Source organism: Acinetobacter sp. RIT698 (genome assembly GCF_009668065.1).
Classification (GTDB): Bacteria; Pseudomonadota; Gammaproteobacteria; order Pseudomonadales; family Moraxellaceae; genus Acinetobacter; species Acinetobacter guillouiae.
Map to the genome: position 1 here is coordinate 1 of NZ_WJYH01000064.1, position 21,161 is coordinate 21,161.

13 protein-coding genes are annotated in these 21,161 nt (G+C 39.0%); 3 read left to right on the forward strand and 10 right to left on the reverse strand.

Annotated features, from left to right (window positions below; translation table 11 throughout):
- From GJV03_RS19295 to soxR, 4 genes are all read right to left on the reverse strand, one after another.
- A partial coding sequence (locus tag GJV03_RS19295) for a hypothetical protein (RefSeq protein WP_154130878.1) occupies positions 1–399 on the reverse strand: 399 nt, incomplete at its 3' end.
- Entirely contained in the window at positions 396–5,288 is a 4,893-nt protein-coding gene (locus tag GJV03_RS19300) for an RHS repeat-associated core domain-containing protein (RefSeq protein WP_154130879.1), read from the reverse strand. The genes GJV03_RS19295 and GJV03_RS19300, both read right to left, overlap by 4 nt.
- Before the next feature lie 10 nt (positions 5,289–5,298).
- Positions 5,299–8,232, reverse strand: a complete 2,934-nt coding sequence (locus GJV03_RS19305) for a type VI secretion system Vgr family protein (RefSeq protein ID WP_154130880.1) — start codon at positions 8,230–8,232, stop codon at positions 5,299–5,301.
- Positions 8,233–8,504: 272 nt separating this feature from the next.
- Positions 8,505–8,966, reverse strand: a complete 462-nt coding sequence (gene soxR, locus GJV03_RS19310; protein ID WP_154130881.1) for a redox-sensitive transcriptional activator SoxR — start codon at positions 8,964–8,966, stop codon at positions 8,505–8,507.
- 290 nt (positions 8,967–9,256) lie between these two features.
- On the opposite strand from soxR, the gene GJV03_RS19315 reads away from it, so the two are divergent.
- Genes GJV03_RS19315 through GJV03_RS19325 form a run of 3 tightly spaced genes read left to right on the forward strand, consistent with a single transcriptional unit; the run spans position 9,257 to position 13,887 of the window.
- On the forward strand, positions 9,257–9,685 hold the full coding sequence (locus GJV03_RS19315) for a DoxX family protein (protein ID WP_154130882.1): 429 nt from the start codon (positions 9,257–9,259) through the stop codon (positions 9,683–9,685).
- Positions 9,682–10,785, forward strand: coding sequence for an efflux RND transporter periplasmic adaptor subunit (locus GJV03_RS19320; RefSeq protein WP_154130883.1), 1,104 nt, complete (start codon positions 9,682–9,684; stop codon positions 10,783–10,785). The genes GJV03_RS19315 and GJV03_RS19320 overlap by 4 nt, the downstream gene beginning before the upstream one ends.
- Before the next feature lie 12 nt (positions 10,786–10,797).
- Entirely contained in the window at positions 10,798–13,887 is a 3,090-nt protein-coding gene (locus GJV03_RS19325; RefSeq protein WP_154130884.1) for a MexW/MexI family multidrug efflux RND transporter permease subunit, read from the forward strand.
- A gap of 220 nt (positions 13,888–14,107) precedes the next feature.
- On the opposite strand, the gene GJV03_RS19330 is transcribed toward GJV03_RS19325, so the two are convergent.
- From GJV03_RS19330 to GJV03_RS19355, 6 genes are all read right to left on the reverse strand, one after another.
- Positions 14,108–16,816, reverse strand: a complete 2,709-nt coding sequence (locus GJV03_RS19330) for a TonB-dependent receptor (protein WP_154130885.1) — start codon at positions 16,814–16,816, stop codon at positions 14,108–14,110.
- Between the two features lie 78 nt (positions 16,817–16,894).
- The gene (locus tag GJV03_RS19335) at positions 16,895–17,359 is read right to left on the reverse strand and encodes a YbaN family protein (protein ID WP_154130886.1); all 465 of its coding nucleotides are present in this window, start codon (positions 17,357–17,359) and stop codon (positions 16,895–16,897) included.
- Complete coding sequence (locus tag GJV03_RS19340; protein WP_154130887.1) at positions 17,356–17,940, reverse strand: biliverdin-producing heme oxygenase; 585 nt, start codon at positions 17,938–17,940, stop codon at positions 17,356–17,358. Before GJV03_RS19340 ends, GJV03_RS19335 begins: the two co-directional genes overlap by 4 nt.
- A gap of 67 nt (positions 17,941–18,007) precedes the next feature.
- Complete coding sequence (locus tag GJV03_RS19345; protein ID WP_154130888.1) at positions 18,008–18,988, reverse strand: FecR family protein; 981 nt, start codon at positions 18,986–18,988, stop codon at positions 18,008–18,010.
- 7 nt (positions 18,989–18,995) lie between these two features.
- The gene (locus GJV03_RS19350) at positions 18,996–19,481 is read right to left on the reverse strand and encodes a sigma-70 family RNA polymerase sigma factor (protein WP_004717675.1); all 486 of its coding nucleotides are present in this window, start codon (positions 19,479–19,481) and stop codon (positions 18,996–18,998) included.
- A 269-nt stretch (positions 19,482–19,750) separates the two neighbouring features.
- Complete coding sequence (locus tag GJV03_RS19355) at positions 19,751–20,557, reverse strand: hypothetical protein (protein ID WP_154130889.1); 807 nt, start codon at positions 20,555–20,557, stop codon at positions 19,751–19,753.
- Positions 20,558–21,161 lie beyond the last annotated feature (604 nt).

Here is a 21,161-nt window from a genome sequence, read left to right on the forward strand (position 1 = left end):
TATTTTTTTATTGTAAGTAATATAAAACAATTGTACATAACAATCTAATATAGCTATAAACTCCTCAAAATTTTTGGCTAAGGGTTCTAATTCTATTTTTCCAACCCCATGTTTAGCAATTTTTACTTTATAATCAGTAGTTGAACTATAAAAAATTGGATTAGCTATAATATCCCCTAAAACGTATAAACTCAGATCATTTGAATACACATCTTGCATATCATAAATATCATAAATACCATATAAGGTAATATTCTCAGCCGACCAATCAAATATAAGACTATCTGAACCAACAGCATTTACAAAACTTAAAAAATCAGATGGTAATTCAATATTAACTTTTTTTCCTTCTGTAATTTTATCAAATTCAGCATATTTCTTTAAATTGTCTAAACTCATAATTTACATCCTTTTTTATCCATTTTGTCTTTTGCTAGATTGTATTGCCTCATCATTTCCGCCCTATCAATTAGTCTTCCAGTTGTTGGATTAGTCCATTTGCCTGTGGTTTCAGTTTGACTGTTTCTGTGTCCTTGTAAACCATTTTTGTGTTCCCCACCATTTGGAGAGTTAGTTAAGAATACAATATTTCTAGGATCTCCCTCCCATTCAGGTGCAGAAGCAGCATTATTTATATGATGACCTGTATAACCTTTAACCTTACCAGTAGTTTTTAATTCAGTTTTTTGAGCTTCTGTCCAATTAGTTGTACCATAGCCTGTCAATGTAACTAGTTGCTTCTCTAAAGCCCAAGCTCTGTTTATACCACTTGTATAACTACCAGCTAAAGGAGTAACTTTATCCTTTTTGTATCGAACTATATCTACCTTTATTGGACAAGCACTTAACCCATAAGGATCAATCCACGCAACAGGATTTGGTGCATAAGCATAAACATTGTGCCCACCCAACAACCCAATCGGGTCTTTACTAACAAACCTTCCTACATAAGGTGAATAATACCTATAACGGTTATAGTGAAGTCCCGTTTCTTCATCGAAATACTGCCCTTGGAAGCGAATGTTGTTGCTTATAATTTCTGAGTTCTCAAAGAAATTAGATTTGTTTTTCTCAGCTCTACACTCACCCCATGCCTTATATTGCGCCTTCCAAATGATTGCACCTGTATGGTCACTCATTTCTTGCGGTGTACCTAAATGGTCACAATGATAGAACCATACATCATTAAAGCCTTTGCTCTTCTTCGTTGTTTTCCATAACGGATCACGATAAATACTATAAGGTTTATTACTCCAATCTACACTTTGATGTACTTCTACCTCACCCAAATAAACCGCTTGAACTAAAGGAATAAAACTGCCTTTTTCATAAATATAATGTTTGGTGTAATCTTCAGTAGATTCAAAAGCAACTGTATCTCCATCCCATCCATAAAACACATTCTGTTCAGCACCTGTATGATGGTGCTTACTACGTTTCTGAATACGACGACCTAGCGCATCGTAACGATACTCAGCTGTATATTCAGCATTACGGCTTTTCATCAAACGACCAAATACATCCCACTCAAGATGTAAATCACCCTGAGCGTTCTTTTGTCGAACGAGCTGCCCAAATTCATCATACTGATATTGTTGTTCTAAATATTCTTTGACGACATTATTGACCAGACGGTTATAGCCATAATGTCCTTCTTCTGTATTTTGCTTAGATGACTTATCAGAAGCCATATTGTAAGGGTCGATAATATTGTTGGCTGGGTCAAAACGGAATGTTTCCTTGCCTAGTTTGCTCGTTGCGTCCAATAAACGTCCTACAGGGTCATATTTGTAGTTAATATTCCCGCGACGTGTATCTTGAATACCTGTGAGCTGTCCTGTTTTATTGTACTGATATAAACGCTGAATCAGTTGCTGGGTTTCATTGATTGCATTATTTTGCTGTTGGGTAGGAGATTGATAACCAAATTCATGACCATTGACAATTCTTTGCTGTGTTAAGCGTCCAATATCATCATATTTCTGTTCTTGGCTAATTCCATTGGCATAGTGCCGTGCGGTTTCTCTGTGTAAATCATCACGCTCAAAGCTAACAACATCTTCACCATTCAAGATCAGGCTTTGAATATGACCACTGCCATAAGTGAGCCAGTCGATATTTTGCCCATCAGGTCGAATCGTCTGAATCCGCACATTCAGCTCATCGTAAGTATGTTTCCACACGGCTGTTTTATTGGTTTTTAAATCCTGATGATGTTCACGGATTTGATTACCAACCGCATCATAGAACCAGTGTGCAGCACTGTCTGCATTTCTTGCTAAGACAAGTTGCCCATTGCTGTCATAGGCAAACTCTTCTATTTGTTGCTGTTCAACTTCATGAGAGTCGTAGCCATAACCTGCAGTACGCTGTTCAAGTCGTCCCATGCTGTCAAATACAAATTGCTGTATCCTGTCTTTCTGTGCAACACGGTCTTTTAAATCCTGACCATAAGCAGATGCAACTTCGATACTGGTTGTCAGTTGTTTAGTTCTGTCATCGTATTTATAGACTGTTTCTTTTCCATCGAAATCAATTTCTTTCAGCAAACGCCCCATGACGTCATAGAAGAACTGGTAACTTGCACCATTTTCATTAATTAACCTCTGCAGGCGACCAAGCTGATCCCATTTGTACTTAAGCTTATGACCTAATGCATCTGTTCGCACAGTGATTAGACCCGACTCATCATACTCGTATCGGGTTTGTTGTTGATTTGGATCAAGGTGCGCAAGTAACCGCCCTTCGGCATCATGTACAAAATGTTCTTCAGTGCCATCAGCATGTTTGATTTTTTCAAGTTGCCCTAAAGCATTTAATGGAACACCTTTAATAATGGCCGTTCTTTGTTCAAGGCCTGATCCAGAATAAAAGTATTCAACTTTTTGTTTTAATGCATTCTCGGCAAACTTAACCCGACCACGCTCATCATATCCCCATTTGGTTTCTTTGCCTGAACAATCCTGATAACTGAGTAAATTACCCTGTGCATCATATTTAAATGATTTCGAGCCACCTTTGGCATCAATAATACTGGTCGGTAATCCTTGAGCACTATAACTGTATGAAGTTTCACGCTGTAAGGGATCTATTTCTTTGATCAGCTGATCTTTATTATCATATTCATTTTTCCAGATAGCTCCTTCAGCATTTTTAATTTCTACTGGATTACCATTTTCATATTTATATTCGACTGAACTGCCATCGGGATTGATAGATTCTAATAAATCACCCTGATCGTTATACCGATAAATATAGACTTCGCCAGTCGTTGTAAAGTGCTGAGTGATTTTTGAATTACTATCACGGATAAACCATTCTTCTAGTTCATCAGGGTAAACAATACGATAATTATAACCATCAATATCATAATGATACTGAGTTACATTACCCTCGCCATCAATTACTAAGGTACAACGCTTATCATCTAGCCATGCTAAAGATAATTCTTGGCTACCGTCAACTGCCCATTCATGAAATGCTCTGGCTTCATATGTTTCACCATCCCATTCTAGATTTATTGCTCGATTGGTTAAGTCCGTATAACGGGTAAGTAAATGTTTATGATAAGAATAGTGATAATTCGCATGATCTCGAGTGGTTGCCTGTATTAAATCACCTTGCTGATCATAAGAATAACTTGCTATATCCGAGCGCTTACCATCTTTGTTGAGAATCAGCTTTTCAATTTTTTGATTTGAATTTTTTATGCATTCAATATAACAGTCCAGTTTTTTATCATTAAAAAACTCGATCTTATTTAATATACCTTCTTCATGCCCAATAAGTATGGTGCTTTGATCAGGTTTTACAATTGCTTTCAGAATGTAGTGATCTTTATATTTTTCAAATAAATATTGTTCCTTATTTTTATACTCAATGACCAAACTATTACCAAGATTGGTAATATACAAATTTTCAGCAACAGATAAATAAGTTGTATTTTCAGCGAGTTTAGGAAGATGAATAATTCGCCCTGTCTCATCGACAAATAAAAATTTGTCATCTTCAACAAAAATTTTCAGTGTCCAAGGTGTAAGCCATCTTGCACCAAACTCACTCTTATCATAGCCTTCCAAATTAGAAGCGTAGCTTCGAGTTTGGAAAATTCCTCTTGTTGAAAATATGTCAGCATCAAGATGAGTGAGAGATTCAACACCAGTTATAAAACTAATACTTTTTTTACTTGCGACAGCCCCACCACAATTACATGGATTTGGATCTTTTTTAGGTTTTGTAACTTTTGATTTACTTTCCAGAGGCGCCGCTGGTGTGACGCTTTTAACTTGTGTTGTTGTGTTTGGCTTTACAGCACCACCTTTTGGTCTTCTTTTTAATACTGATTTTAATATTTCAATAAATTTTAATAGATATGTCTTTGCTTTTGCCTTAATTGCTTGAGCAGCTTTTGCACCAAATGTTTTTATTTTAGTTGCAACTGCTAAAAGTGCCGCTTTCCCGGCTGCCCCCAATCTTGCCAAGATTTTTTGTAAAACTTGATTTGCAACTTGTCCCACTTGCGCTGAGGCAGATAAGGTGAGTGCTTTAAACAAGTTATCAAAGGTATTTTTAGGATCTCGGATTAAACTACCTGTAGTCACCTTGCTAAAACTTTTCTGTGCATCTTTTTGAGCATTTGCAATCGCTATAGGGTTAACAGCCTGACCATTTGCAATATTGATTAAGCCCGATGAAAAATCATTAGATATTTTCATCGCATAATCCGAACAGCCATTGATTAAAGTATCAATTTGCCCTGTCGCTTTATCTACGAAAGGTTGTATTTGACCCGCAAGAGCATCATTTAAACTAGCTTGTATTGCACTTTCCACAGCCAAAGCTAAAGTTGTTTTACCTGTAGATACTGCATTTCTTGCCGCCATGACCATCGGCCTTAGGGTCATACGAGCTGTATTCATTCCTGGAGGGACTGGAATAACACCAATCAAATTAATACAAAGATCTACCCAATCTAATATGGCCGGATTTGGATTGTTAACCAAATTGATAATACCTTCGACCACATCAACAAGAGCAATAATATTACCGACTACAGGAATAACGCCTGCAACTTGAGCAAGAGTATTTAAATCAAAATCAGGACTAATATTTTGTTTTAGCCAATCATTAATGCTATTTCGACTTGATACAATATCTTGAGGTGCAATACTTTGAAGTGGGGCAACCACTACTTGTGTTTTTAAACTATTTGCTAATGTTACTATTGCTTGTTTTTGTTCTGGAGTTTGGTTTCCTGGCTTTGAAGGAACCATGCCTAATAGACCCATGTTTTATTCCTTATTTTTTTAATTTATGAAGATTAGCTACCAAACTTGAAGCATTACTAAATGCCTTAGACACATCTGATCTTGTATTTTTCATTTTTGAAATCGAATTAAATATCATATCTGGATTAAAACCTTGCAATTGTTGTGCTGTTGGCCATTCAGCTTGTCTTTTTAAATCGCTAGTTTCAGCCCAAGGGTCTCTTTGATCCCCCTCAAAAAATACTTTAACTGAGCCAGGAACAATACCTGTAACACGTGCAAAGCCTTTATCATCAAGCACGCCTTGATACTCTTTACCCTTAACATCAACTACTTTAAATTTCCCTTGTTTTATCGCCTCACCATGAATATAGCTATTGAAAAGCTCCAACACACCTTTGGCATTATTTGACTTCAATGATTGCTGTGAAGTATTGATATGCGCTCCAGGTTTAAACACATGCTGCCCAGCATTTACCTCAAACTTCCCACCTGTTTTTGGGAAAATTCCTGAATTATTCAGTGCAATTTGCGATGAACCACCTGTAATCACAACCTCTTTAGGACTACTAATCACAACTTTGTCATCGGTAGATGAAATGGTAATACCCAGCTTGGCAAATACATCTAAAGCATCGGACTGTGCTTGAATTTCAACTTTACTTTGTGCTGCAATGGCTTTAATGCCACCTTGAGCAGCAAATAAACTGAGTTTGTTTTGCGCGTGTGCAATCAAATTCTTTTGCGTACTGAAGTTGATGCTATCGCCTGCAATTTGATTGATCTGCGAATCTGCTGATAAATGAATATCTTCAGGGGTACTTAAGGCAATCCCATCTTGTGAACTTAATAAAAGCAAGGCTTTATTGAATTTAGCAATTTTTTGCTCAAGCTGTTCTGTAAATTCTTTGAGTTGTTCAATTGATTCAATTTCATCCGTCTTTTGATTCTTGGCAATATCACTTAAAGCTTTACTGTTGGTCTGGCTACCTTCAAGTTGCTTTTTGGCAAGCTCTGAATCAAGGTGATCACCTTTGGCTTGGTCTTGTTTATAGGTTGAAAGCAGTAAACCTTGCCCTGCACGTACTGCTCCCCATTGGTCAGTTCTCAGCTCAAAGCCTTCACCACGATCATCACTTTCCGCTTTGTCTTTAGGATGACTCAGTTTGCCCAAGTTGAGTTGGCTGGCGGCATGACTACTCTGTAACTGGCTACTGATTTGGCCAGTAGTATCGTCAAACCTCAGTTGATTGTAACCACTGCCTTGATACTCTCGACTTTTTATTCCTGCCAGCTTCTTGGTGTCAGGCAGTTTACCTTTGTCATCAAACTTGCTTGGATGGCGTTGCGCTTCATGGATGCGCCCAACCACAAATGGACGGTCAATGTTGCCATCAAAGAAATCAATCACAACAATCTCACCGATTCTCGGTAAGAATCGCGCACCATAGCCTTCACCTGCCCATGGGGTCAGGACATCGACCCACGCTGAATCTGTGTCATTGTCATTGGAACCCGCACCGCCATCATGGGTATTGTCTTCATTACGGCTAAACAGGAAGCGAACTTTAATACGCCCCCATTCATCGACATGGATTTCTTCTCCACTTGGCCCCACCACTTTGGCCCGTTGTGGTGATGCAATCGGTCGGTGTTGTAATGGGTTATAGGCTGGAACCGTGCTGATATTACGACGTTGAATGGTTAAATTACTGGCTTGACGTTCATCACTCGTGTTGCTGGTGATTTGACTTGTTTGCCAATTGCTTTGTTGGACTAAAGCGGTGACTTGATCGGTGAGATCTTTAGGTAAGTTATTTTGGTTATAAAAGCTTTTAGCAGTGATTAAAAATTCTTTGTCTGCACCTGAGTGTTGATCTATTTCAGGATGTTCATTTAGTTCAAACCAATACCCGACATGTGCATCGCGCACTGTTGACGTTGCTGTAAATTGTTTGGCTTGTGAATCGTAGTAGTTACTGAGGTTTTGATTAAACTTTTCAATCTGACTGTTGCCCGATGGCGTTGCACTATCTTCGCCATTAAGGTCTTGAATCCAAGCAGGGCTAAAGTGCCATGCTTGTTCTAAAGCTAAACTGGCATTGTCATAATTTTCACTATGGTTATGTTTACTTTGGACGCTGCCAGCGCCTTCATCAATATCCAACACATCAGCTTGCCAACGTTGGATATACACTGAAGTCGGTTGAATGGAACGCTGACCAATAAAATTGGTGATTGAATCAGTTTTTTCTACGGCGCTGCTTCTATGGAAGCGAATATTGCGGCGTTCTAAGGCACTAAATTGCGAATTATCATCAATTAAACGGAGCTTTTGTGCTTGAATTTGTTCTGTTGAACTCGACACTTTAAGTTGTGCTTCATCAATCAGCCAGTTAATGCCTTCACTTCTCATCAAACGGGTCAGGAAGTCAAAATCACTTTCAGATGCCTGCATAATGAATGGGCGCACATCATAGTCTTTGCTTAAGCCACTTTTATCCAAAGTCAGACTTGAAGCAAACAGTGGGCTGCGTTGTACCCATTCTTGGAACACGGTCTGGATCACATCCACAACCGACTTATTCATAAATACTCGAGAGTTTCTACGGTGTTTCCAAAGTGCTGTTGGATCTTCTATGGTCAAACGGTAGATGGTGAGAGAACCATCAGATGCGCCAATATCCGCTTGAGTCACAATCCCTGAAATACGGGTTAACTCAGATTTATCTGTGACAATATCGATTGCAGCTTGAGTTCCAATAAAGCTTTTTAAAGGGATGCTTGCTGACGTTGCAAGACAGATGAGTTGAAGCCGAACCCCCTCATTGATTTGATGTGTTCCATCAATACGTTGTAGGAATACTTGTTGGCTCAACGCCGAATTAGAAAATTGTACGTGGATCGCACGTTTTTGTGCTGATAAGCCAAGCTGCTCCAAAGCAGCGTAAATATTGTTAGACATGCATTATTATTTAATTTTAAATTGTGATGTATTCTACTAAAAAGTTAGGCGGACTGTCTATACAGACCTGTCTATTTATTACTGGTTATTTACACAACACTGACTTGGTTTTGAATATGCCCGTTTTAGCTCAATATCATTATTGATAATGGTCATTTGTACTGATTAAAAGCTTGAAAGTGTGCTTACAGTTTTTTCACCAAACATAAGTGATCAACAGCTCAAGATAAAAAGCTAAAATATCAATCACATAAAATATTAATATTGGATTCTTATTCACGCTCTAAAATACGGGGACCGGATCCTTGGTGTCTCAATACATCTTCTGGATTACGTAAAGGACATTGTTTTAGAGATAAACAACCACAACCGATACACCAATCCATTTCATCTCTTAAACGTGTTAGTTTTTGAATACGCTCATCTAAATCCTTCCGCCAATGCGATGATAACACTGACCATTGTTCTGCAGTTAATTTGCTTCCCATAGGATAAACACTTAATGCATTTTTAATTTCCTCCAGAGAAATTCCGACTTTTTGTGCAACCTTAATAATTCCAATATAACGTAAGACAATTGATGGAAAACGACGCTGATTTCCATTTGTTCTAATACTTTTAATTAGCCCTTTTGACTCATAAAAATGCAAGGTTGAAACGGCTACACCACTACGTTTAGCCACCTCTCCTACCGTCATCATTCGATTAAAATCAATTTTTTCTTCTGCCTGCATTTTGATATTTCTCAACATTACTTGAGGTTTTATAATTCAGCAAAGTACATTTGTCAATTGATCTTAGCTGCCATGGCTTTTCATCATTACAACTCAAAATACAAAAAATGCTATCGCAAATTTAAGCCATTGTAAAAATCTTATCTCTCCACAAATTTTCTGATCAAAGCCCATTGACCTAAATATAACTTGAGGTTTTAGACTGCTTGCCACAGCTGTTATGAATAACAACAAGCTATTCATTTTAAAGGTTTTAATTATCCAGTCTTATTTCTTCAGGAAATATTCTCATGCCATATTTCATTAAATTAAGTTTAGAAAGCCAATGGCTGTGGGCCATCAGCAGATGTTGTCTTGCGCTTCTATTTCTAAGTTCAGGACTTAGTAAAATTCTTGCTGTTGAAACAGGATTTTTGGAAATGCAGGCGGCTGGTCTAGAGCCTGCGTGGTTATTTAATTATGCTTCTGCGTTGATTCTACTTGTGGGCGCATATTGTATTTTATTTGAGCGGCATATGTGGTTCGGCACACTGATTATTTCTGTATTTTTAGCACTGACAATTGTGATTGTGCATCACTTTTGGAACATGTCTGGTATCCAAGCCAATATCGCCTTTTACTTTGCACTTGAACATATTTCAGTGATTGGCGGTCTTTTAGCGGTGACCATTGCCAGTCATTTTCGACAACAACTCCGCAACCTTGGAGTTGTCGCATGAAAAATAACAAATGGCTTTTTCTAATCGCAATCACTTTAATTCTCGTGGGTGTCGCAATCTATTTTTATTTAAATTCTCGTTCAAGTGAAACGCATCAATCTGGCGCTTATCCTCCAGTCAAAGTGGCCTTGAGTACAGTGGTCGAACAAAATATTCCACAAGTGCTTTCCAGTATTGGTGAGTTGGAAGCAATCCGACAAGTCAAAGTGTCAACAGAAACAACAGGTATGATCAAACAGATTTATTTCCAATCTGGACAAGCTGTTCAACAAGGTCAAATACTGATTCAACTCAATACCGATGTTGAACAAGCTCAATTAGGTCGCTTGCAAGCCAAATTGAAACAAGCCGAAATGGCCTATCACCGCACCAAACTTCTGATTGATAGTCATGCAATTTCACGGGCAGAAATGGATACCGCATTGGCTGATCGAGATATGACGCGTGCAGAAATCCAACAGCTACAAGCCAGCATAAAACAGAAAACGATTCGCGCACCCTTTTCTGGTGTCATGGGAATACGCCAAGTACATCAAGGGCAATATTTAGAGGCAGGCACTGGTATTGCTAATCTGGTCGACTTTCGACAAATTCTTGCCAATTTCACATTGGATGAACAATTGGCATCGAGGTTAAAAATCGGACAATCTGTACAACTCAAAATTGATGCATTTCCTGAAAAGTCCTTTACAGCTGTGGTAAGTGCAATCGAACCAATGATCACAACATCGCGAACTGTGCAGGGGCAAGCAATTTTAAATAACCATGATCAACAGTTAAAACCGGGCATGTATGCCAAATTAGACATCCAAGAATCTGAACGCCCAAGCTTGGTCGTTCCTGAAACTGCAATTACCTATACGGCTTATGGCAATACTGTCTTCCTTGCAAAACAAGACCATAACAAGCTGATTGTGCAACGTGTGGCGGTAGTGCTCGGTGAGCGCCATCAAGCCAAAGTTGTAGTCAAATCTGGGCTCAAAGCAGGTGACCAAGTTGTTGTATCAGGACAACTTAAATTAAGTGATGGTATGCAAGTTGAGCCGAGCGTAAATACACTTGAGCATCCCCAATCTTCCTCGATCAAGCCCAGAGTCTAGGGAGATAAGCGAATGAAATTTACTGACCTTTTTGTAAAACGCCCTGTATTGGCCTTGGTCGTCAGCACCTTGATCTTGCTGGCAGGCTTGTTTTCCCTAAATAAACTGCCTATCCGACAGTATCCTTTACTTGAAACTTCAACGATTAGTATCAATACAGAATATCCCGGTGCATCTGCTGAACTTATGCAAGGTTTTGTCACGCAACCCATTGCTCAAGCAGTATCTTCGGTAGAGGGCATCGACTATCTCAGTTCTTCTACTGTACAAGGTCGCAGTGCTGTAACGTTACGCATGCAATTAAATCGTGACTCGACCCAAGCATTAACAGAGGTGATGGCAAAGGTTAATCAAGTCCGTTACAAACTACCAGAACAGGCATTTGATCCAGTCATTGAACGTTCTTCAGGTGAATCTACCGATGTTGCCTATATCGGATTTTCCAGCGAACAATTGTCCTTGGCTGAATTAACCGATTATTTGTCTAGGGTGGTAGAGCCCATGCTGTCTACAATTGATGGCGTTGCTAAGGTACAGACCTATGGCAGTCAGCGTTTGGCTATGCGGATTTGGTTGGATACCGATCGTTTGGCCAGTCGTGGGGTAACTGCCGCCGATGTCGCCAATGCGATCCGTCAAAATAACTATCAAGCCGCACCGGGTCAGGTCAAAGGCGAATTGGTGGTTTCAAATGTCAATGTTTCCACAGATCTCACCAGTATTCAGGACTTTAAAAATCTGGTGATACGCAATGATGCTCAAAATCTAATTCGTCTACAAGATGTGGCAACAGTTGAACTTGGCGCTGCTTCGACAGAAACAAGTGCCTCTATGGATGGTAAACCTGCAATTTTTGTTGGTCTACAAGCGACGCCTACAGGCAATCCCTTGGTGATCGTACAGGGAATTAAAGATAAATTGCCTGAGATCCAAAAAACCTTACCGCCAGGGGTTACAGTCAATCTTGCCTATGAAACAGCCCGTTTTATTGATGCCTCTATTGATGAAGTTTTACATACTTTTATCGAAGCGCTGATTATTGTTATTGCTGTGATCTATCTATGTTTAGGTTCTTTACGTAGTGTCTTGATCCCTGTAGTGACAATTCCACTGTCAATGTTAGGTGCCTTGGGTTTAATGCTGTTATGTGGCTTTAGCATCAATTTACTCACGCTTTTAGCCATGGTACTCGCCATCGGCTTGGTTGTAGATGATGCAATCGTGGTGGTTGAAAATGTCCATCGGCATATTGAAGAAGGTGCATCCCCTGTTGCAGCAGCTTTGATCGGGGCACGAGAAGTCGCAGGCCCTGTAATTGCAATGACCATTACACTGGCCGCAGTGTATGCTCCGATTGGTTTAATGGGTGGATTAACTGGTTCCTTATTTAAAGAATTTGCTTTTACTTTAGCGGGCGCAGTTTTAGTTTCAGGGATTATTGCCTTAACCCTATCTCCTGTTATGAGTTCATTTCTACTTCAATCCAAACAGCAGGAAGGTAAAATGGCAAAAGCAGCCGAATGGTTCTTTGAACATTTGACCCAGCTTTACAGTAAATTGCTCAATTTTTCCTTACATCATCGTTGGATCACAGTGGTTTTTGCGATCGCTATTTTTATTAGCCTTCCATTGCTTTACCAACTCCCTCAAAAAGAATTGGCGCCCAATGAAGATCAAGCCAGTGTATTGGCAGCCATCAAAGCACCACAACATGCCAATCTGAATTATGCTGAGCACTTTAATCAAAAACTCGATGAAATCTTCTGGACTTTCCCCGAAACCAGTACCACGTGGATTATTAATGGTACAGATGGGCCTGCATCAAGTTTTGGTGGAACAACCCTTTCGACATGGTCTGAGCGAGTGCATTCTGCGGATGAAATTCAACAGCAACTTCAAGCCAAAGTCGGTGATGTAGAAGGCAGCAGTATTTTTGTATTCCAAAATCCTGCGCTTCCCGGTTCAACAGGTGGATTACCCTTACAAATGGTGTTGCGTAGTGCACAAGACTATTCAACCATTTATCAGGCGATGCAGAACATCAAGCAAAAAGCCCGTGAAAGTGGCCTTTTTGTGGTGGTCGACAGTGATCTTGACTTTAATAACCCCGTGATTCGAATCGAGGTTGATCGGGCCAAAGCCAATAGTCTGGGTATTCGTATGCAAGATATCGGTGAAGCCTTGGCGACATTGGTTGGTGAGAATTATATCAATCGTTTTAGTATGCAAGGTCGTGCCTATGATGTGATTCCTCAAAGCATCAATACACAACGTTTGACAGCTCAAGCACTGACACGACAGTTTATTCGTACGGACCAAGGCACACTGATTCCCTTATCGACTGTGGTCAGTCTAAGTGAACAGGTAGAACCCAATAAACTCACTCAATTTAATCAACAAAATGCTGCAACTTTTCAGGCAATCCCCGCCGCTGGGGTTTCCTTAGGTCAAGCTTTAAGTTTTCTGGAACAGGCTGCATCTGAGTTACCGACTGGATTTAGTTATGACTGGCAAGCCGATGCACGTCAGTATGTACAGGAAGGTAACGCTTTGATGTTTGCATTTTTAGCCGCGCTGATTGTGATTTATCTGGTTTTAGCCGCTCAATATGAAAGCCTAATGGATCCATTTATTATTTTAATTACGGTTCCGCTGTCGATCTGTGGCGCATTAATTCCCTTAGCTTTTGGACTTGCCACAGTCAATATCTACACTCAGATTGGTTTAGTCACGCTGATAGGGCTGATTAGTAAGCATGGTATTTTAATGGTTGAGTTTGCCAATGAATTACAAGTTCATGAAGGTTTAGATCGGCGAGCGGCTATTCTAAAAGCTGCTCAAATTCGTTTACGTCCAATTCTGATGACCACAGCGGCAATGGTGTTTGGGCTGATTCCACTCCTTTTTGCCACAGGCGCTGGTGCACATAGTCGTTTTGGCTTAGGGCTTGTGATTGTCTGCGGTATGTTGATCGGGACCTTCTTTACGCTTTTTGTCTTACCTACCATTTACAGTCTGTTGGCTCGTCAACACAATCAAGACCTTCACTCTAGCCGTTTACAAGAGCTACAACAGATTGACCAACAGGCGCAAAAATCATGACGTTGAGTGGGCTGAACGGCCAGCATGCTGCTGTCTAAGCTTCTGTGTATGATCAGATCGCTTGAACATAATTTTTTATTGATAAAGTTCTATATCTATAGAACTTTATCAATTTTTTAATGCGTGATTCTAACCACTGATTTAGAGCGACTGATTTTTCACTACTTTATTCACTCATATTTTTACAGTTGGGTTTTGCCGATTTGATTGTTTTATGATTCTAGAATCTCATTTCGAACCCTGCTTTGATGGTACGGCCAGGAATCGGCATACCGATCACTGTACCAGGATCAAAGTTATAACGATTGGTTAAGTTATCAACATTAAACGAGAGATTTAGATTTGGATTCAGTTTATAGCTCGCAAAAATATCAACTAAGGTTTCCGAAGAAATTTCGGTCACCGCACGCCCACTCACCCCTGTACCCTGTAACCAACCTTTAGGATTTTTCTTTTCAGCATGATATCTGGCACGTACCCCCACATTGAGTTTATTTTCAAACAAACTCTTGCCTAAGCTAATATTAAAAAGTTTACGTGGTGGCAAGCGTGTTGAAATCAGACTCCAAGAATCTCCGACCTCATTACAATCATCTTTCGTCGCTGGGCATACTTTCGGTGCTTGATATAAAGTTCCATTCATGTTCACAAAGAAACTCGGATGCTGATAAGCAAGATTAAACTCTAAACCTTTCAATACAACTTGCTCATAATTTAGGAAAGTATATGAGGTGGTATAAGGCAAAATAAAATCAGGCGTAATCTCATTAACAATATCTTTACGTTGGACCCCTTGGGTAAGGAAATTTTGGGTTTGATTACGGAAATAATTGATATTGAATTTTAACTGATCTGCTTCAGTGAAAACGTTATCGTTGTGCCCAATAAAGCCAAACTCAACAAGACGAGAATTCTCTGATTTAATCGGCAGATCTGGATCATAACTAAAGGTTTGTTTGGAAACTGTCGATTCAAACAAACTTGGACTGCGGTACATATTGGAAAGTTTTGCATAGACATCAATACCATTCAGCAACTGATAATTCAGCTGCGCCATCCAGTCGATCTTTCCGTCATAGTCTCGAAGCGCATAGCCTTTGTCATTTAAATCGGAATTGGCGACCGGTCTCATTGCGACATACTGGTCTCCATAATCCTTAACTTTTGCCTTATGCCATTTACTGCCTAAACTCAGGGTAAAATCTTTAAAGATATAATCGCCATTGAGAAATAAAGAGGATTCTTGACGTAATCCATCACGTGCGATTTCAGTATCAATAAGATTTTGTGGCTTCATCCGTTGCTCGTCATATGTCAGACCATAATTCAAGGTTAAAGCATCAATTTTACTGGTGTTTTCTAAATTAATCCCACTACGATAGTCCTGAAAACTTCCCCAGTATTGGTCGCCATAATGAGAATTGGCTATGCCAAGCATGCCATTGTGCTGGCGATATTTGGCATTGGTATGCCAAACCCCGAACTCTAAATCAACCCACTGATTATTCTTGGGCTTATAGGTATAGTTAGCACTGAATGCATTAATCGCTGCGGTTCCAAGGGACCATTGTGGCATGGTATATGCGCCCTCTATATATTTGGGTAGAACATAATCACCATCGATATATCCCCAAGGTGGAGAGTTGGGATCAATCACTTGCGATCTATTCCAATAAAAAGCCATGACCTCACCCGCTTTTTGCATATGGCGGCGCATATTCACTTCAACACGATGTTCGTCTGTAATATTCATACCCGCTTTGATGATGCCTGAATCACTTTTATAACTGGTGTTTACCACCTCTTGACCGGGTCCAACATCAACAATATCTCGCGCTTCATAATAATCAATGCCATGTTTTCCAGCATAGTAATTACCGACTTCCCGTTTACTATAAGCAGCCACCAGATCGAATACATCATTCCGATAAGCAGCAGCGATTGTGCCAGCGCCATTTTGAAAATTATTCGAGGACAGTTTATTACGAAGCAGATAAGACATCTGCTCACGCTCATTATCTGAGGTCTGTGGTGCTTTGTTATTGTTATAAAAACTGCCTTTTAGCATGATACCTGATTGACGATTAGGCAGCAAAATATCGTTTGCACTGAGTGTACGCATTTTCACGATTCCGCCAATACCGCCCACACTAAATTTCGCTCGCGATGCGCCTTTTTCGACTTCAATCTGACTAATCAAATCCATATCGATATAAGTTCGGTCACTCTCTCCTTGATAGCCTCGAAAGGTATGACTGGATTGTAGGCTACCATCAATAATTACAGGGACACGTCCCTCACCTTGTACTCCACGGATACCAATATCTATTGCACCCGCTTCGTTACGCAGGCTATTGACTTGTACACCAGCGATATCAGAAAACACATCACCATTCCCCGTGCCTCTAAATCGGCTAATGTGTTCACGATTCAGCTGTGTTGTATTGACCTTTTGTTTTTGTTGTACAGCATTGACTTTAATCTGAGGAAGCGTAACAACATCACTGTCCATATTATTGAAAAGCGAAGTGTTATTTAACGGAGTGCTTGTATTTCCAGTCGCAGTGTTTTTCTCTGTATTCGGTTTAGCTGAGCCAGATTTAGCAATTAAGACATAAGTCGAACCTTGCTGCTCTACCCGAAAAGGGTGATCTGTAAGCAAATAATCGAAGCCTTGCTTTACACTATAATGCCCGGTAATTCCTTTACTTTTCAGCCCTTTTAAAATATTTGCATCATAACTTAAGGCAATACCCGACTGTGCTGCAAAACTTGATAACACATAGCCCAATTGGTTCTCTGAAATTTGATAATATTTTTCTGGCGCTTTTTTCGCTGCCATTGAAACATTGGGAGTAATTTGTGCATAAACACCACTGATGCAAAAGCACTGTATTAACATGGCCAGAGTTTGTTTTTTAAACTTCATAGGAACGCCCACACTTGTGAATGATTTTCATTTTCAATAATCATTACCCAGTGAATTGTTAAAACATGACATGAAAATTTATATTTTTTCTGGTCTGGTCCAAATCCAGATCAACCCAATCAGCAAAATGACCAACAGGCTAAGTTTTAAGTACAGATGCAGTGAAGACACCATTAATATTGTCATACCGAATAAAATACTCAATGTCATCATCCATTTACGTGAACGCGAAATCTGTTTAAAACCACCACGATACTGTGCGAGCAACATTGCCATATAACGATTTTGATGTAACCAACGATGCAAGCGTGCTGAACCTTTTGAGGCAAAAATTGTTGCCAAAAAGAGAAAATCAAAAGTTGGGATCCCTGGCAATACAATGCCCACCACAGCGAGAACAAGACACAAAATTGCCAAGATGATGCAGATCACACGCACCACTGAGGATGAATGTAAATTTGCGGATGGCGTTACCGGCAAAGACGCTAACAGCGTTAAGTCTTTGCCTTGTGTGTGATTGCTGACAGAAGACACTTTCTTCATGTTGAATGAATGTCTTTTAATAATGCGCCAAAATAATCAAAGGCTTGTTGAGCAGCGTAAATGACACGATCTTGCTCATCTTGAGTAAAGTCAGCCTGATCAAGTTCCTCAATAAAGTGTTTCCAGACTTTGGCCCGCCCTTCTGGATAAGCAGCCAAATTTCTCGCAGCAAAATCAGCAGAAAACCCCAAACTTTGCTGGGCTTGTTTAAATAAGAATGCTGCACCCAGCGTAGAACCTTCTGATACATAGATCCAACCCAGCGCTTCAGGAAAGCCGATCTTTTCAGTAACCAAGGCCAACGACTCTGGTTCAATCTGAAGGTCTTGTAGATCTAAGTAAGCTGCTTGCGAACGCCCACGAATATCTAAATCAGAAATCAAGTCTGCAACCTTGGGATGTTGAAATAAATATTCGACATTTTTTTGAAAATAATACTGCGACAAAGTAAATTTTGCATAATGTGCGACGTCTTTAAATACTTGGGCTTTTTCCATTAATTGATGCATATATTCATGTTGACTGGCTGTCTCTGTTTTTAAACGAGATGCAAGGCGGTTGAGTGTGAATGACGTGCTCATCAATTTTCTCCAGTTTGTTTGGTTTAACTGTATTACCCGCCTTGTCTGTAAAAACTGACATCATTTCTTAATTATTTTTACTTTTCTGATTTTCAGCTTTAGGCTGAATGCTCAACACACGATCCCCGAAATAACGTTCTACTTTGATTGGATAGCTGAATTGCAATGCTGTTTGTAAGGTGCCAAAGTCATTGACTGGATATGAACCTGAAACTTTTAACGACTTCAATTGAGGGGCAATATCTATATATTGGTGTTGATAGCGCCCAATCTCTTGAAGCAATTTTTCCAACGGCATTTCAAAAGCCATGACCATATGGTTTTTCCATGCCAATATATTCGGATCTAAACTTTGTAATGCTTTAAAATTGCGATCATCAAAGCAGAGCTGCTCACCAGCATGGACAATTTTAGTGTGTTTGGACTGGTTCAAACTGACTTTCACTGCGCTTTCTATGACGCCTAGACAGGTTTGCTTTTCACTGTTGTTGAAATACTGAACATTAAATACAGTGCCAAGCGCTTGCAGATTTGCCGATTCAGTTTCGACCAAGAATGGGCGATAAGCATGATTTTTTTCTTTGGCCGTACGTATTTGTATTTCGCCATAATGTAATTTTACAATACGTTGTTGCGCTGTATAACGCACGTCCAAAGCCGTATGGGTATTTAATTGAAGTTGTGTTCCATCTTCCAGCTCAACCTGTTTCTGCTGACCCACCGCAGTACGATAATCCGATAACCATATATAGCGATAATCCGAGTTCCATAGCATGACACTGCCAAAACACAGTAAACAGGCAATCACCAGTTGTTTGTTTAAATTAAATTGGGCATTTTTCTTGCCTTGCTGAATCAGCTGCTGCCCATCTTCGGGAAATTCCTCAAGGCTATACAATAAGCGTTCGGCTTTAGACCATGCAGCTTGGTGTTGGGAACTTTGCTGTTTCCATTGTTCAAATTCAAGCTGTTCAGTTTCATTCAATGGTGCGTGTTGGATTTTAATGATCCATTGCGCTGTTTCTTGATAAATTTGATCATGCAACATGCAGGCATTAATCCATAACAGCTAAACATTGACTCAGTACTGAAACCAGATCACGCATCACGGTTCGGGTAGAAATATTTAAGCGTGTTGCAATTTCCTGTTGAGTCAGCCCTTCTAATTGTGACCAAATAAAGACCTGTTGCTGGCGCTCAGGCAATTGATTGAGTAATTGATTAATCAAACATAAAGATTCAATTGCCGATATTTTTTGCTCAGGTGTAATTTCATCATATTCAGGTCTGCTTGAAAGCGCCTCTAAATAGGCTTTTTCAATCGATTTACGTTGATACCAATTAATCAAAATTCCCTTGGCAACAGTGGTCAAAATTGCACGCGGCTGATCAAAATACAATTCATCTTTACGCTTTAAGATACGCAGAAAAGTATCATGGGCTAAATCAGCGGCATCTTCACTATGGTTGAGGCGACGTTTTAACCATTGATATAACCAAGAATGGTGATGACGATATAGCGTGCTAATAGGATCAGACATGTTTAAAGAGAATGAGAATTATTAGCAATATCTTAGCAAAAAAATAAAGAAAATGAGAGCTCAGTTTGCCCTTTTAATTGAATTTTTTAATTTATCCAACTCATTTATAAGACTACGCAACATACTCTAATGGGATATATGGTAAATCTTAAACAAAATTTAATTCAAAATTATTATAATTTTATCAAAAGTTTATCGCTTTTAAATAAAAAATTTCTCGATCATCCTCAAGATGACCGAGACACTGTTTATTACGTATTGACTATAATTTATTGACTGATCGCTTGATCCATATTTTTAGCAAATTTTTGAATATCACTGGCTTGAATTGTTGTTTTACCTTTGCCAATCAATTGAAATTGTTGTGCTGCCGTTTCCTGCATTTTGAATTTACCTGTTGCGATATTGGCATCAAAACGTTGCATAAACTCATCCACATATTCCTTCTCAGTGACAATATGATCACCATTCACATCGGTTGCAAAATATTGTTTGTCACGCGTTGTTAGATAATCTCCAAGCGTTACATAGTTTTTCCCTTGACCATATTGGCTAATAAATTCGTTGATGTTACTTGGCATCGGCATCGAAATTGGTAGTTTCACGCGGAATCCATCATGCGTTGCATTACTATTGCCCGCTAATTTGGCATCTTCTGCATTTACTAAACCATCCAAGTTTTTATCAAACTCATTAAAGGTTTTTAAACCTGTCTCCTGAAATTCCTTTAAAGTCAGTTTCTGGTCTTTATTATTATCGAGAATGCCATAACGTACATGCGCCTGTTTTTCTGACATTTCACGGCGCTGTTTAAGTAATGGCTCTAAACGTGCTTGCTCGTATTGAACAAACTGCACTTGATTGACTTTTTTATTCGCCTTAAACAATTCGGCATAGTCCTGAGTATATTGCTTAATTAAAGTGCTACTGTTCTGCTCTTTATTATTAGGATGGTAAAGCACATACAATGCATATGCCTGTTGATAAGCATTGGATTGATCGACTGTAGCAGCAATCGCTGATCCAGCAGTTGCCATTGCAGTTAAACTGGTCATCCATAGCGCCAATTTTTTCATGTTCGTTTCCTTGGAGGTGAATATTTGTTGAATTAAAAAATTCTTTCCATTTTGCTATTTAAAAAATCAATATTTAAATTCGATACTTGTTATATCGATTACCCTCATCCTACCCCTATTCATATAGCTCAACAGGGTTTAAATTGATGAGGGAGAAATCTTATTAAATGATATTAATCATCATTAAATGTGTATATTTCAGGTCATCCAGTATCTTCAAATCAGAAGTAAAAATATGGATTACAAATATACACACACAATCAACAAATGAGAATAATAATCAATTACAATTTTATTTACAATAACAATGTTAGTAGATCTGCTTTTCAACCTTCAACAAAATCCATCAAAATATTGAAAAATAATAAATATTTATAATTAAACTTCACTTTTTTATAAAGGTTTGAACATGACTTTAGGGAAGAATCTGTATTTTTCGATGATCTTACTGCCTTAAAATTCGTATATTTTGTTGTTGTTTATATTTTAAAATGTCATTTTCAGTTTAGCTTTTCCACCTCAATCATCCTATTGTTAATATAAAAACTTATGCATCTTTCCTTTTTATTTCTTTTTTATTTCTCGTTATATTTAGGTTTGTCTA

Coding starts and splice junctions, on each gene's coding strand:
- GJV03_RS19300 (WP_154130879.1), bottom strand. CDS start 5,288: ATGGGTCTATTAGGCATGGTTCCTTCAAAGCCAGGAAACCAAACTCCA.
- GJV03_RS19305 (WP_154130880.1), bottom strand. CDS start 8,232: ATGTCTAACAATATTTACGCTGCTTTGGAGCAGCTTGGCTTATCAGCA.
- soxR (WP_154130881.1), bottom strand. CDS start 8,966: ATGCAGGCAGAAGAAAAAATTGATTTTAATCGAATGATGACGGTAGGA.
- GJV03_RS19315 (WP_154130882.1), top strand. CDS start 9,257: ATGCCATATTTCATTAAATTAAGTTTAGAAAGCCAATGGCTGTGGGCC.
- GJV03_RS19320 (WP_154130883.1), top strand. CDS start 9,682: ATGAAAAATAACAAATGGCTTTTTCTAATCGCAATCACTTTAATTCTC.
- GJV03_RS19325 (WP_154130884.1), top strand. CDS start 10,798: ATGAAATTTACTGACCTTTTTGTAAAACGCCCTGTATTGGCCTTGGTC.
- GJV03_RS19330 (WP_154130885.1), bottom strand. CDS start 16,816: ATGAAGTTTAAAAAACAAACTCTGGCCATGTTAATACAGTGCTTTTGC.
- GJV03_RS19335 (WP_154130886.1), bottom strand. CDS start 17,359: ATGAAGAAAGTGTCTTCTGTCAGCAATCACACACAAGGCAAAGACTTA.
- GJV03_RS19340 (WP_154130887.1), bottom strand. CDS start 17,940: ATGAGCACGTCATTCACACTCAACCGCCTTGCATCTCGTTTAAAAACA.
- GJV03_RS19345 (WP_154130888.1), bottom strand. CDS start 18,988: ATGTTGCATGATCAAATTTATCAAGAAACAGCGCAATGGATCATTAAA.
- GJV03_RS19350 (WP_004717675.1), bottom strand. CDS start 19,481: ATGTCTGATCCTATTAGCACGCTATATCGTCATCACCATTCTTGGTTA.
- GJV03_RS19355 (WP_154130889.1), bottom strand. CDS start 20,557: ATGAAAAAATTGGCGCTATGGATGACCAGTTTAACTGCAATGGCAACT.